The 13,342-nt window shown below is 63.2% G+C and carries 11 protein-coding genes; 1 reads left to right on the top strand and 10 read right to left on the bottom strand.

Going from position 1 to position 13,342, the window contains the following annotated elements; genetic code table 11:
* Positions 1 to 13: 13 nt before the first annotated feature.
* The 6 genes from BN69_RS04680 to BN69_RS04655 all read right to left on the bottom strand — a co-directional run bounded on the left by BN69_RS04680 (position 14) and on the right by BN69_RS04655 (position 6,634).
* A complete protein-coding gene (locus tag BN69_RS04680) occupies positions 14 to 1,645 on the bottom strand; it encodes an ABC transporter ATP-binding protein (RefSeq protein ID WP_014890408.1) in 1,632 nt (543 codons plus the stop codon).
* On the bottom strand, positions 1,645 to 2,112 hold the full coding sequence (locus BN69_RS20025; RefSeq protein WP_014890407.1) for a type II toxin-antitoxin system VapC family toxin: 468 nt from the start codon (positions 2,110 to 2,112) through the stop codon (positions 1,645 to 1,647). The genes BN69_RS04680 and BN69_RS20025 overlap by 1 nt, the downstream gene beginning before the upstream one ends.
* Before the next feature lie 4 nt (positions 2,113 to 2,116).
* Positions 2,117 to 2,341, bottom strand: coding sequence for a hypothetical protein (locus BN69_RS04670; RefSeq protein ID WP_014890406.1), 225 nt, complete (start codon positions 2,339 to 2,341; stop codon positions 2,117 to 2,119).
* A gap of 31 nt (positions 2,342 to 2,372) precedes the next feature.
* Positions 2,373 to 3,545: an ABC transporter permease gene (locus tag BN69_RS04665; protein WP_014890405.1), complete on the bottom strand. Its 1,173-nt coding sequence runs from the start codon at positions 3,543 to 3,545 to the stop codon at positions 2,373 to 2,375.
* Entirely contained in the window at positions 3,542 to 4,654 is a 1,113-nt protein-coding gene (locus BN69_RS04660) for a microcin C ABC transporter permease YejB (RefSeq protein WP_014890404.1), read from the bottom strand. Before BN69_RS04660 ends, BN69_RS04665 begins: the two co-directional genes overlap by 4 nt.
* Positions 4,655 to 4,720: 66 nt before the next feature.
* Positions 4,721 to 6,634: an extracellular solute-binding protein gene (locus BN69_RS04655; RefSeq protein WP_014890403.1), complete on the bottom strand. Its 1,914-nt coding sequence runs from the start codon at positions 6,632 to 6,634 to the stop codon at positions 4,721 to 4,723.
* 150 nt (positions 6,635 to 6,784) lie between these two features.
* Between BN69_RS04655 and BN69_RS04650 the strand changes: the two genes are divergently transcribed.
* On the top strand, positions 6,785 to 8,233 hold the full coding sequence (locus BN69_RS04650) for an NAD-dependent succinate-semialdehyde dehydrogenase (protein WP_014890402.1): 1,449 nt from the start codon (positions 6,785 to 6,787) through the stop codon (positions 8,231 to 8,233).
* 171 nt (positions 8,234 to 8,404) lie between these two features.
* Here BN69_RS04650 and BN69_RS04645 read toward each other — a convergent pair whose 3' ends face one another.
* The 4 genes from BN69_RS04645 to BN69_RS04630 all read right to left on the bottom strand — a co-directional run bounded on the left by BN69_RS04645 (position 8,405) and on the right by BN69_RS04630 (position 13,341).
* On the bottom strand, positions 8,405 to 9,913 hold the full coding sequence (locus BN69_RS04645; RefSeq protein ID WP_014890401.1) for a bifunctional metallophosphatase/5'-nucleotidase: 1,509 nt from the start codon (positions 9,911 to 9,913) through the stop codon (positions 8,405 to 8,407).
* Positions 9,914 to 10,264: 351 nt separating this feature from the next.
* Positions 10,265 to 11,740 (bottom strand): ammonium transporter, encoded by a 1,476-nt coding sequence (locus BN69_RS04640; protein WP_014890400.1) that lies wholly within the window; start codon positions 11,738 to 11,740, stop codon positions 10,265 to 10,267.
* A 32-nt stretch (positions 11,741 to 11,772) separates the two neighbouring features.
* Positions 11,773 to 12,111, bottom strand: a complete 339-nt coding sequence (locus BN69_RS04635) for a P-II family nitrogen regulator (protein ID WP_014890399.1) — start codon at positions 12,109 to 12,111, stop codon at positions 11,773 to 11,775.
* A gap of 354 nt (positions 12,112 to 12,465) precedes the next feature.
* Positions 12,466 to 13,341: an acyl-CoA thioesterase gene (locus BN69_RS04630; RefSeq protein ID WP_014890398.1), complete on the bottom strand. Its 876-nt coding sequence runs from the start codon at positions 13,339 to 13,341 to the stop codon at positions 12,466 to 12,468.
* Between the last annotated feature and the right edge of the window lies 1 nt (position 13,342).

The following is a 13,342-nucleotide window of genomic DNA, read 5'->3' as shown; positions in this document are numbered from 1 at the left end:
TCCACTCGCTTGGTCAGACTGAATTGCCCGGAACCGGCGCCGCCTCGTTGCGAAAGGCCGCGGCGAAGAGCGCGCGCGTATACTCGCTCTTGGGCTGGGAAAACACCTGGCTCGCCGGCCCTTCCTCGACGACCTTGCCATAGCGCATGACGATGAGATGTGCGGCGAGCGCCTTCACGACGCGCAGATCGTGACTGATGAAAAGATAGGCGAGCGAGCGGCGACGCTGCAGGTCGCGCAAGAGATCGATGATCTGTGCCTGCACGGACATGTCGAGCGCCGAGGTCGGCTCGTCGAGCACGACGAATTTCGGTTCGAGCACGATGGCGCGGGCGATGGCGATGCGCTGCCGTTGGCCGCCGGAAAATTCATGCGGGTAGCGGTCCATCGTCGATGGATCGAGCCCGGTTTCCTGCAGCGCGCGCGCAACGATCTCGCGGCGCTGATTGAGCGTAAGTTCGGGCCGCTGAACGGTCAGTCCTTCGGCGACGATGTCCGCGACCGACATGCGCGGCGAGAGCGAGCCGTAAGGGTCCTGAAAGACGATTTGCATGTCGCGGCGAAGCGGACGCATGGCGTCGACGCTCTTGCCGTCGATGCGCTGGCCCAGGAAAACGATCGGCCCTTCCGAACGAATGAGCCGCAGCATCGCCAGCGCCAGCGTCGTCTTGCCGGAGCCCGACTCGCCGACGACGCCGACGGTGGCGCCCTCGCGCACTGAAAGAGTGACGCCGTCCACCGCCTTCACATGGCCGACGATCCGACGCATGAAGCCGCGGCGGATCGGAAACCAGACGCGCAGTTGCTCGGCCGATGCGACGACGGGCGCTTCCTCGTTTTCGATAATCGGCGCGCCCTTGGGCTCCGCCGTGAGCAGCGCCTTGGTGTAGGGATGCTGCGGCGATGTGAAGACCTCTCCCACCTCGCCCTGCTCGACGATGCGGCCATTCTGCATCACGCAGACCGTATCGGCGAAACGGCGCACGAGCCGCAGGTCATGGGTGATGAACAGCATCGCCATGCCGTAGGTTTTTTGAAGCCGCTCCAGCAGCGCGAGAATCTGCGCCTGAACCGTGACGTCGAGCGCTGTCGTCGGCTCGTCGGCGATGAGCAGGTCTGGCTTGTTGGCGAGCGCCATGGCGATCATGACGCGCTGACGCTGGCCGCCCGAGAGCTGATGCGGGTAGGCGCTCAGTCGCGCCTGAGGATCAGGGATGCCGACTTCACCCAGAAGCTCAATGACTCGGTTCCGAACCGCGTCTTCGCCGCGCATGCCGTGCAGTTCGAGAATCTCCGCAATCTGCCGCTCGATCATGTGCAGCGGATTGAGCGAGGTCATCGGCTCCTGGAACACCATTGTGATGCCCGCGCCACGAATGGCGCGCAGACGATTGTCGTCGATCGTGAGCATATTCTTGCCGTCGAACAGCGCCTCGCCGGACGCGATCGCGCCAGGAGGAAGCAGGCGTACGATCGACAGAGCGCTGATCGACTTGCCAGAGCCGGATTCGCCGACGAGCGCCAGCGTCTTTCCCCGCTCAAGGGAGAAGGAGACGCGATCGACCGCCTTGGTCTCGTGCCCGCCTTGTCGAAAAGTGACGGAGAGATCGCGAATGTTGAGGAGGGGAGGGGACATCGTTGGCATCACGATAATTGCGACGAAGCCGCTAGGATGCGATCAACGCCAGAATGGTCGGGCCCCACTTGAATCATGCCTGGCGGAAGTCGCATTCGCCTATCCTTGGAGAGGAAAAATCCGCACTTGGCTTGAACAGCCGTTGTGACGTGGATCGCATCAGGTAGCTTACAGGGCGTCGCTTCTCTCAATTCAGCTGTTTGGATGAGGATATCTCGAGTCACTGGCCTCAGTTCGACAAGTCGACTCCCAGTAAGAAGATCGAGGTATAGACGCCGCCTTTGGCTCGGGACCAGAGCCTGTGGGCGGATGACCGGCGCCAACAACTCTGCGAGCGTGAGTTCGCTTGTTACGGCCGAAAGCGGCCTTTCACGTATTGCAAGGAGCAACTTTTGTACGGGCGCGGCCAGCTCAAGGGGCGACTCGAAGCCAATGATAAACACATTGGTGTCGATATAGACTGGCGGGGCGCGCACTTTGCTAGTGGCTCCACTCGTCTCTCATGGCGCTGACGTGTTCGTCGACGTCGCGAATTGACATAAACACATCGCGTCGAAGCGCAAACATTTCCTCCAAAGAGAGAATCTGCTCAGGCGGGGGTTCGATCTCGACGGTTATCGTCACGGTGGCGTTCGAATCGATGCCGTCCCTTAGTTCCTCGGGAAGGTTGGCCGCCGGATAATGTTCACGCACAATTCTGTTCATCGTGATGCTCCGCCTGCAATCTACCACGCCGTCACCGGAAATTCTTCCTCGGGTCGAAGGCGTCGCGGACCGCTTCGCCGACAAAGACCAGAAGCGACAGCATCAGCGCAATGATCGCAAAGCCGGTCAGTCCCAGCCATGGGGCCTGGAGATTGGATTTCGCCTGCAGCAACAGTTCGCCGAGCGAGGGCGAGCCCGGCGGCAGGCCAAACCCCAGAAAGTCCAGCGCCGTGAGCGTGGTGATCGATGAGTTGAGAATGAAGGGCAGGAAGGTCAGCGTCGCCACGGTGGCGTTCGGCAGCAGGTGCTTGACGATAATCTTGAAATTGCTCAGCCCAAGCGCGCGCGCCGCGTTGACATATTCGAAGTTGCGCGCGCGCAGGAACTCGGCGCGAACGACATGCACCAGCGACACCCAGGAGAAGAGCAACAGGATGCCGAGCAGCACGAAAAAGCCGGGCGTCAGGAAGGATGAAATGATGATGAGCAGATAGAGCTGCGGCAGCGACGACCAAACCTCGATGAAGCGTTGGAACACGAGATCGACGCGCCCGCCGAAATAGCCCTGTATCGCCCCCGCGGCGACGCCGACGATCGAGGAGATCGTCGCCAGGATCAGTCCGAACAGCACCGAGATGCGGAATCCATAAAGCAGTCGCGCGACGACGTCGCGGCCCTGATCGTCGGTGCCGAGCCAATTATATTCCAGCGCGGCGCAGCCGCGATTGATCTCGCCGGGCCGTAGACCTTTCGCCGCGGCGACCTCGCATTGCTGCTGCGTCAGCATCCAGGTCGGCGGCGAGGGCGCGGGCGTCGGCAACTCCAGATTATGCGTGTCATAGGAAAAGCGAATCGGCGGCCAGAGCATCCAGCCATGCGCTTTGATTTCGTCGGCGATGACAGGATCGCGATAATCGGTGCGGGCCAGGAAGCCGCCGAATTTGTCTTCCGGATAGGACACGAAGGCGGGGAACAGCAATTGGCCCTTGTACCAGGCCAGAATCGGCCGGTCGTTCGCCAGGAAATTCGAGCCGAGCGCCATGATGAACAGCGTCATGAAGACCCAGAACGACCAATAGCCGCGCTTGTTCGCCTTGAAACTGTCGAGGCGTCGCCGGTCGAGCGGCGTGAGCCGCAGCCAGCCCTCGCGATGAAGCGGCGGGGCGAGATGCGTTTCGGCGTCGGCTGCTGCGCTCACCGTCATACCTCGCGCGTTTCGAAATCGATGCGCGGATCGATCCAGGTATAGGTGAGATCGGAAATGAGATTCACCACAAGTCCGAGAAGCGCGAAGATGTAGAGGTTGGCGAAGACGACCGGATAGTCGCGATTGACGATGCTCTCGAAAGACAAATAGCCCAGTCCATCAAGCGAAAAGATCGTCTCGATCAGCACCGAGCCGGTGAGAAAGGCATGCACGAAGGCGCCGGGAAAGCCGGCGATGACGATCAGCATCGCGTTGCGAAACACATGTCCATAGAGCACGCGCCGCTCCGTCAGTCCCTTCATGCGCGCCGTCTGCACATATTGCTTGCGGATCTCGTCGAGAAAAGAGTTCTTTGTCAGAAAGGTCTGCGTCGCGAAGGCCCCCAGCGTCATCGCGGAGACGGGCAGTATGATGTGCCAGAGATAGTCCTTCACCTTGTCGAACAGCGACAGCTGCCAGAAATCGTCCGAGATCAGGCCGCGCAACGGGAAGATCTGCCAGAAGGAGCCGCCAGCGAAGAGCACGATCAGCAGCATCGCAAAAAGAAAACTCGGAATGGCGTAGCCGACGATGATGGCGTTGGACGTCCACATGTCGAATTTCGTTCCATCGCGCACCGCTTTGGCGATGCCGAGCGGAATTGAAATCGAATAGGAGAGAAGCGTCATCCAGAGGCCGAGCGAAATCGAGACGGGAAGCTTCTCCCCGATCAGCTTGAGGACGCTCTCGTCGCGAAAATAGCTGCGCCCGAAATCGAACATCGCATAATTCTTCACCATCAGCAGGAATCGCTCCCACGCCGGCTTGTCGAAGCCGAACTGCTTTTCGAGCTCCGCGATGAATTTCGGGTCGAGCCCCTGCGCGCCGCGATATTTCGAGGCGGTTTCGGCGGCCATCGTTCCGGTCTGGCTTGCGCCGCCCTGTCCGACGTCGCCGCCCCCGCCGGAAAAGCGTCCGGTCGCGCCGACGTCGAAGCCCTGCAGTTGCGCGATGATGCGCTCCACAGGACCGCCCGGCGCGAACTGCACGATGACGAAAGAGATAAGCATGATGCCAAGGATCGTCGGGATCATCAGCAGCACGCGGCGGGCGATATAGGCTCCCATTAACGTCTCGCGTTCTTTTGCATCGGCCGCATTACGGCTCCCGACGGATGACGCCGGGAGATTCCCTTAGCGTCCCGTGAAGTTGATTTTTTTCGCCTTATCCTCGTCCCACCACCAGGTCCACAGCACGCCGGTGTCGAACTTCGGCGGGCGCTCGGGCTGGCCGAAGAGATCCCAATAGGCGAAGCGATGCACCGGATTATACCAGTGCGGAACCCAATAGCGCTGCGCGCGCAAAGCGCGGTCGAGCGCGCGACTGCAGGTGACGAGCTCTTCGCGCGTTTGCGCCTGGAGCGCCTTTTCGACGAGCGAATCGATCGCCGGATTGGAGACCCCCGGCAGGTTGCGCGAGCCGGGCACATTGGCGGTCTTCGAGCTGAAATAAGCGCGAAGCTCCTCTCCGGGGTTCCAGCTCATGAGCAGCACGTCGTGAACGACGTCGAAGTCAAAGTTTTCAAGTCGCTGCTTGTATTGCGCGGCGTCGACGACGCGGATGTGGGCGTTGACTCCGAGCAGCTTCAAATTCTTGATGAAGGGCTGCGTATGCCGTTCGAAGACGTTGGAATTGTCGAGAAACTCGAATTCCAGCGGCGTTCCGTCGGGCAGGCATAGAACGCCATCCTTGCGCGTGCAGCCGGCCGCGACGAACAGATCATTCGCCTTTTTCAGCAGGACGCGATCCTGACCCGTGCCGTCGGAGACCGGCGCGACGAAGGGCTCGCCAAAAACTTCCGGCGGCAGATCAGCGCGAAAGGGCTCCAGCAGCGCCTTTTCCTGTTCGCTCGGCAAGCCTTTCGCTTCCAGCTCGGAGTTCTCGAAATAGGAGGAGATGCGCTTATAGGCGTCATACATCAGGTTGCGGCTGGTCCATTCATAATCGAAGGCGTAGCCGATCGCTTCGCGCACGCGCGGATCCTTGAAAATCTTGCGGCGCGTGTTGAAGAACCATCCCTGGATCTGCGGAATATTGTTGTTGGGCGTCGTGGTTCGCTTGACGCGCCCGTCCTTGAAGGCCGGAAAATCATAGCCCGTCGCCCAAACGCGCGCGATGTTTTCCTCTCGCTCGGTGAATGCGCCGGCCTTGAAGGCTTCGAAGGCGACCTGGCTGTCGCCGAAATATTCGAAGCGCACGACGTCGAAATTCGCCTGGCCTGTCGTGATCGGCAGGTCTTTCGCCCAATAGTCGGGATTGCGATGATAGGCGATGTAGCGGCCCTGCTCGAAGGCGCCGACCTTGTAGGGCCCGGAGCCGAGCGGCGGCTCCAATGTCGTCGCTGCGAAGTCGCGGTCCTTGTAATAGGCGCGCGAAAAGATCGGCTGACCCACGACGCTGAGCGGCAGATCGCGCGTGCGATCAGGCGCGAAGCGCAGCACGAGAATGTCGTCCGCCTCCGCTTCGGCGCTTTCGAGGTCACGCAGCATCTGGCTGATGACAGGATGGCCCTTGCTCTTGAGAATGTTGAGCGAAAAGGCCGCGTCATGCGCCGTGAGCGGCGAGCCGTCGTGGAACCGCGCCTCTTTACGCAACAGGAAGGCGTAAGTGAGCTTGTCGGGCGAGATGCGCACCTTCTTGGCGACGAGGCCGTAGTAGGCGTCGCGCTCGTCGAGGCTCTGATTCATCAGACTGTCGAAGACGAGCGTCATGCCCGTCGCCGGATTGCCCCGCAGCACATAGGCGTTGAAACTGTCGTAGGTCGAGCTTGCCGGCGACAGCGCCAATGTCCCTCCCTTGGGGGCTTTTGGATTCACGTAGCCGAAATATTTGAAGTCGGCCGGCTCGCCAAGGTCGCCAAAGGTCGAAAGGCCGTGGCTTTCGACTTCGCCCTGCGCGAGAGGACCGAAGCGGTTGGAGGCGCCGGTCGACGGCGCTCCGGGCTTGGCCAGAACGCGCGGCGCGACCAATGCGGCGGCGCCGGCGCCGATAACAGAGCGACGGGACAGGCGAATGCGCGTCAGATCGACGATTGTGGAACGAGCCAAATGTGACCTCGGGCGGCGGAAGGGCGCTTGCCCTTGAGCCGCGATTATGTCGGTTTTTTTGCGGGTTCGCGAGCGGCCCGTTAAGGACCGTCACGCCGCTTTGGCCCTTTGTAGCAAAAATGCGCGACGCGCGCCCAGGGGGAACTCGAAATGCACTCTGTCAGCCTAGGCCTTCGCGAGCAAGCGTTCATCGGAGGGCTTTGGGTGGGCGCCGACAGCGGCGCAACCTTCGCCGTCAACAACCCGGCGACAGGCGCGATCCTCGGCCAAGTTCCCGACATGGGCGCAGCCGAGACACGCCGGGCGATCGACTCTTGCGCGCGGGCGCTACCGGGCTGGCGCGATCGCGCCGCCAAGGAGCGCGCGCAGATCATGCGCCGCTGGTTCGAACTGATCATGGCCGATCAGGAGCGGCTGGCGCGCATCATCACCGCCGAAATGGGCAAGCCGCTCGCGGAGGCGCGCGGGGAGATCGCCTATGCCGCAAGCTTCATCGAATGGTTCGCGGAGGAGGGAAGGCGCATCTATGGCGATGTGATACCGGGTCCGACCGATCGTCGGCTGCTCGTCTTCAAACAGGCGATCGGCGTCACCGCGGCGATCACGCCATGGAATTTCCCCTCCGCCATGTTCGCGCGCAAGGTCGGCGCGGCGCTGGGCGCCGGCTGCACGATGGTGGTGAAGCCTGCGGAGCTGACGCCCTTCTCCGCGCTGGCGCTGGCGGAGCTTGCCGAACGCGCCGGCGCGCCTTCCGGCGCGATCAATGTGGTCACGGCGAAAGACCCCGCGCCGGTCGGACTCGAATTCACGCGAAATCCGCTCGTGCGCAAGCTGACCTTCACCGGTTCGACCGAGGTGGGCAGAATTCTCCTGCGGCAGGCGGCCGAGAACATCCAGAAATGCTCGATGGAGCTTGGCGGCAACGCGCCGCTGATCATCTTTGAAGACGCCGATCTCGATCGCGCCGTCGCGGGCGCGATCGCCACCAAATATCGCAACAGCGGCCAGACCTGCGTTTCGGCGAACCGCATCATCGTGCATGAGTCGATCGTCGCTGCCTTCGCCGAAAAACTCGCGGCGGCGGCCGGCGCGCTAAAGGTCGGCGACGGGACGGAGGCGGGCGTCGCCATCGGTCCGCTGATCGAAGAGGCGGCGGTCGAAAAGGTCGAGCGTCACGTCGCCGACGCCGTCGCCCGCGGCGCAAAGGTTCTCACCGGGGGCGCCCGCCATGCGCTCGGCGGTTCTTTCTTTCAACCGACGGTGCTCGCCAATGTGCCGGCCGACGCGCTCGTCCTCAACGAGGAGACCTTCGGTCCCGTCGCGCCGCTCATTTCCTTTGGATGCGAGGCTGAAGCGGTGCGTCTCGCCAACGCCACGCCTTACGGTCTCGCGGCTTACTTCTACAGCCGCGACGTCGCGCGCGTCATCCGCGTCGCCGAGCAGTTGGAATTCGGCATGGTGGGCGTCAATGAGACGCTGATCTCGACCGAAGCGGCGCCATTTGGCGGGGTGAAACACTCGGGCCTGGGACGCGAAGGCTCGCGCTACGGCGTCGACGATTACATCGAGATCAAATATGTCTGCCTCGGCGGGCTGTGATACGAGTTCCGTTTGAACGGCTCGGCTGTCATTCCCGACGCGCGCAACGCGCGCGATCGGGAATCCAGAGCATGACCAGCATTCCTGAATCGGCTCTGGATTCCCGGTCAGGCCTTCGGCCTGCCGGGAATGACGCGGCCCAAGCGAACCGATCAGCCGACATTCGTATGATCACTCGACTTTGATGCGGCCGTCGACGACGGGCGCAATCGCGCCGGCCTTTTCGATGGCGTCGATGACGACGTTCGTCAGCAGCGGACCCTCGAGGTCGTTGACGAGCGGTTTCCCGCGCGTCAGCGCGACATAGCCGTCCTTGCCGCGGGCCAGGAAGTCGATCGTCGCAAGTTTGTAGAGCTTCGTGTCGTCGAGCGGCTTGCCGCCGACCTCGATCGAAACAAGCCGCGAGCCAGGAACCGCGTCGCGCCGCACGACGATGCGGGCGCCGGAAATCTGCGCGAAGCGGCCGGCGTCCTTGCCAACCAGCGAGACGGCGTTTTCCAAGGCGGCGCGCAGATCGGCGCCTGAAAGCTCCAGAGTCACAAGCTGATTGTTGAACGGCAGCTCCTTGGCGATGTCCTTGCGCGTCAGTTTCGTCCCTGGCGCATAGTTGCGATTGCCGCGAATGCCGCCGCCGTTGATGATCGCAACGTCGGCGCCGGCGGCGGCGCGCATCGCGTCGGCGAAAAAGTCGCCGATCGCGGTCTCTTCGCCGCGCACGCTCGCCTTTCGGCTGTCGAGCGGCGACATTGTGCGCCCGATGTCGACGTCGAGCGCCTTGTCGACCTCGGCTTCATATTGCGCGACGCGTTCCGCGATCGCGGCGTCTGGCGTCATGTCGGCCGTGTCGATGATGCGGAACCTGGGCGTCCAGCGCTTCACGCCGTCGTCGGCGATCCGCATCTCGACATCGATGGCGACGAGGTTGACGCCGTCGGCCTGGGTCTCGCCGACCGCGGCGCGCCCGTCATAGGCGACAAGGAGATTGTGGTCGTGCCCAGAGAGGACGATGTCGATCGATCCGAGCTTCGCCAGACGCAGATCGTCCTGCCACTCCGAATGCGTGACCACGACGACGAGATCGGCGCCGGCGTCGCGCAGCGCCTTGGCCTCGCGTTTCGCGGTCTCGATCGCGGGCAGAAGCTTCAGGCTTCCGGGACTGGACCGTCTCGCCGCCTCATCGTCGGTGAGGCCGAAGAGTCCGACCTTCACGCCGTCGACGTCGATGATCTTGCTGTCGGCGAAGCCCGGCGCGGCGCGGCCGGCGGCGTCGCGCAGATTGGCGGCGAGCAGAGGGAATTTCGCTTCGCCCATGCGCTGGCGAAAAACCGCTTCGCCGAAATCGAACTCGTGATTGCCGGGCGTGAAGACGTCGACGCCGATGCGGTTGAGGAGGTCGACGATATGCGCGCCCTTGTCGACGCTCGAAGTGAGCGACGGCGACAGCGTGTCGCCGGCATGCGCGACGATGACGTTCTTCCTTTTCGCGCGCTCGGCTTTCAGCCCGCCGGCGATCCGGGCGAAGCCGCCGCGTCCGTCTCGCTCAGCCATTTCGTAGATGTCGCTGAAGACGACGAAGGTGAGATTGACGACGCGCTCGGCCGCGCGGGCGGAAAGAATCGGAATCCCGAGCGCGACAGCTAAGAAAAGAAGGAAAACGCGCCTATTAACAAACCGCGACATAGGCCAGCCCTGATCCGATTGGAAACGCGCAATCTGCCTTCCCTCGATGACGAGGGCAATACGTGTTGGTGGGAGGCGAAATCCCTCCCCTTGACGGGGAGGGTGGTTCGCGAAGCGAACCGGGTGGGGTGACGTGCGCCGGGAGAAACGCAATCACCCCCACCCGCGCCGCTTCGCGTCGCGACCTCCCTGCAAGAGGGAGGTATGGCCGCGCTTCTCGTCAAACGCCCCCCTCTCCCCGCTCTCCGCGGGGAGAGGGGCGGCAAGCATTGCGCCATAACAATTTGCGTCCGCTACAAAAATGAAACGGCGCCCGTGGGCGCCGCTTCGCGTCGTGTCAGGAGACTAAACTTAGTAGTTGTAAGCGCGCTCGCCGTGATCGGTGATGTCGAGGCCTTCGCGCTCCTGATCCGGCGTCGGCCGCAGGCCGATGATGAGGTCGACCAGCTTGTAGAGGATCGCCGAACCGATGCCGGACCACAGGAGGGTCGCGACGACGGCGATCGCCTGCGCCTTCATCTGCGCCATCATGTCGTAGGTTCCGGCGAAGGTTTCGAGATTGGTGTAGTCGGTGATGCCGACGCCGCCGAGATCGGGACTGACCAGAATGCCGGTCGCCAAGGCGCCGGTGATGCCGCCGATGCAGTGCACGCCGAAGACGTCGAGCGCGTCGTCATAGCCCGCCATCTTCTTCACGAAATCGACGAAGAAGAGGCAGATCGGCGAGACGGCGAGGCCAAGCACGATGGCGCCGACCGGGCCGGCGTAGCCGGACGCCGGCGTCACCGCGACGAGGCCGGCGACCGCGCCGGTGATCAGGCCCAGCATGGACGGTTTGCCCTTCACCAGCCACTCGACGATCATCCAGGAGAGCGCCGCCGCCGCCGTCGCCACCATGGTGTTGACGAACGCCAGCGCCGTCGCGCCGTTGGCTTCGAGATTGGATCCGGCGTTGAAGCCGAACCAGCCGACCCACAGCAATGAGGCGCCGACCATCGACAGGGTGAGCGAATGCGGCGGCAAGGCCTCTTTGCCGTAGCCGATGCGCTTGCCGACGATGATGGCGCCGACGAGGCCCGCGATGCCGGCGTTGATGTGCACCACCGTGCCGCCCGCGAAGTCCAGCGCGCCCTTGCCGGCGAGCCAGCCCACGGCGGCGTTGATCTCGTCGATCTTCGCCTGTGCGGCCGCTTTCGCCGCCTCGTCGCCGGCCGCGGCGAGTTGGGTCGCGGCGTCAACGAGCGCGTTCGGATCGGCGACGCCCCACACCCAATGCGCGATGGGGAAGTAAATGACCGTCACCCAGAAGGCGACGAACAGCAGAACGGCCGAAAATTTCATGCGCTCGGCGAAGGCGCCGATGATCAGCGCCGGGGTGATCATCGCGAAGGTCATCTGGAAGACGAAATAGGCATATTCCGGAATGACATGGCCGGGGGTGAAGGTCGGCGCATTGGAGGCCGCCGTCACGCCCTTGAGAAACAGCTTGTTGAAGCCGCCGATATAATTGCTGAGCGATCCGCCGTCGCCGAAGGCGAGCGAATAGCCGTAGACCGTCCAGATCACGCCGACGAGCGCGACGATCGCGAAAGTTTGCGAGAGGATCGATAGCATGTTCTTGGCGCGCACCAGGCCGCCGTAGAACAATGCGAGGCCCGGGATCGACATCATCAGCACCAAAAGCGACGACGTCAGCAACCAGGCGGTGTCGCCGGGATTGGGAGTCGGGTCGTTCGCGGCGAAGGCCGGAAACGCCAAGGATGCCGAAATCGCCGCTCCCGCGATGACCGAAGCGACAGAAGCGCTTCGAGGCGAAGGAAGTTTCATGTGTGAGAGCTCCTGATGTTGCGGGGAGGCGATCAAAGCGCGTCGGCGTCGGTTTCGCCGGTGCGAATGCGGATGGCGCGCTCAAGCGGCGTGACGAAAATCTTTCCGTCGCCGATCTGTCCGGTGCGCGCGGTGTTGGAGATTGCCTGGATCACCTGTTCGACGAGGGCGGCGTCGACGGCGACTTCGATCTTTAACTTTGGCAAGAAACTGATCGCATACTCGGCGCCGCGATAAATTTCCGTATGTCCCTTCTGACGTCCGTAGCCCTTGACCTCAGTCACGGTAAGGCCGTGCACGCCGATGTTGGTCAGCGCGTCGCGGACCTCATCGAGCTTGAACGGCTTGATGATCGCTGTGACGATTTTCATCTGCCAATCCTGTTGGTTATCGACCTCGTTGGCGAGCGGTCGCTCGCGTGACGGCGGCGTCTCTTGATTGCAATTCGCGGGAGGACGCCGCCGCGTCGGCGACTTGCCGCTTTCAAATGCCGTGCCAGCCGCGCTGACGGCTGAAATCTACTGACCGGAAGCGTATCTGCTGTGACACAGGCTGCGCCGCAGCTTGCGGCGGGGTCGGCTATCGCCTTTGCCGGCCTCGGCTATGCGCGCGAATCTGGGCCGGGCCGGGGGCGCCGGCGCGCATTCGCCGCGGGCGCCGCCGCCCGGCTCTATGCCTAGATATTACGCATAGTTTCTTGATCTGCCTGCAGCGTAGGCAGTCGCTCAGGATCGCGTCGAGTCGCGCCGGCGCACGAGGCCTTCCTGGCTCACCGAGGCGACGAGGCGTCCCTCGCGGGTGAAGATCTGGCCGCGCGTCAAGGCGCGCGCGCCGCCGGCCCATGGGCTTTGCTGCGCATAGAGCAGCCATTCGTCGACTCGCATCGGCCCGTGTATCCACAGGGCATGATCGAGGCTCGCCACCTGGATCTTCGGATCGAAGATCGTAAGGCCGTGAACGAGCAGCGCCGTATTGAGCAGAGTCATATCGGAAAGATAGGCGAGCAGCGCCGTGTGAATGGCGGGGTCGTCCGGCGCCGCGCCGCGCACGCGAAACCAGATCATCTGGCCGGCGGCGCGGCGTTCGGGAAAAAATACGTCGTCGGGCGCGACGACGCGCATATCGAGCGCGCTGCGCCGCTGCAGCCAGCTCTCGGCCTGTTCGGGAAGGCAGGCGCGAAAGCGCTCGACGAGCGCATGCACGTCGTCGAGACTCTCCGGGTCCGGGGCGTCCGGCATGTGGGCGGCGTGCGAGAGGCCTTCTTCGCGCCGCTGGAAGGACGCCTCCATCGAAAAGATCGTGTGTCCGCGCTGCGTGGCGTTGCAGCGCCGCGTCGTGAAGCTCTTGCCGTCGCGCACGCGTTCGACGGCGAAGTCGATCGGAATCGACGGATCTCCGGCGAGGACGAAATAGCCGTGCAGCGAATGAGCGGGACGGTCCGCAGGGGTCGTCCGCGTCGCGGCGACGAGCGCCTGCGCCACGGCCTGACCGCCATAGACCTGACGGCCGGAAGAGGCCGGGCTATGGCCGCGGAAGAGGTCTGGTCCGACCTCCTCGAGATCCAGAAGCGCCAGAAGCTTGGATGGCGCGGTTTCGTCCATA

It is taken from the genome of Methylocystis sp. SC2 (assembly GCF_000304315.1).
In the GTDB taxonomy this organism is placed as follows: Bacteria; Pseudomonadota; Alphaproteobacteria; order Rhizobiales; family Beijerinckiaceae; genus Methylocystis.
Note: the sequence above shows the minus strand (reverse complement) of the source record. Positions and strands in the feature narration are given on the sequence as shown.

Bases quoted from the DNA above. Each gene is read 5' to 3' on its own strand.
- BN69_RS04680 (WP_014890408.1), bottom strand. From the start codon at position 1,645: ATGCCAACGATGTCCCCTCCCCTCCTCAACATTCGCGATCTCTCCGTC.
- BN69_RS04670 (WP_014890406.1), bottom strand. From the start codon at position 2,341: ATGAACAGAATTGTGCGTGAACATTATCCGGCGGCCAACCTTCCCGAG.
- BN69_RS04665 (WP_014890405.1), bottom strand. From the start codon at position 3,545: ATGACGGTGAGCGCAGCAGCCGACGCCGAAACGCATCTCGCCCCGCCG.
- BN69_RS04660 (WP_014890404.1), bottom strand. From the start codon at position 4,654: ATGGGAGCCTATATCGCCCGCCGCGTGCTGCTGATGATCCCGACGATC.
- BN69_RS04650 (WP_014890402.1), top strand. From the start codon at position 6,785: ATGCACTCTGTCAGCCTAGGCCTTCGCGAGCAAGCGTTCATCGGAGGG.
- BN69_RS04645 (WP_014890401.1), bottom strand. From the start codon at position 9,913: ATGTCGCGGTTTGTTAATAGGCGCGTTTTCCTTCTTTTCTTAGCTGTC.
- BN69_RS04640 (WP_014890400.1), bottom strand. From the start codon at position 11,740: ATGAAACTTCCTTCGCCTCGAAGCGCTTCTGTCGCTTCGGTCATCGCG.
- BN69_RS04635 (WP_014890399.1), bottom strand. From the start codon at position 12,111: ATGAAAATCGTCACAGCGATCATCAAGCCGTTCAAGCTCGATGAGGTC.
- BN69_RS04630 (WP_014890398.1), bottom strand. From the start codon at position 13,341: ATGGACGAAACCGCGCCATCCAAGCTTCTGGCGCTTCTGGATCTCGAG.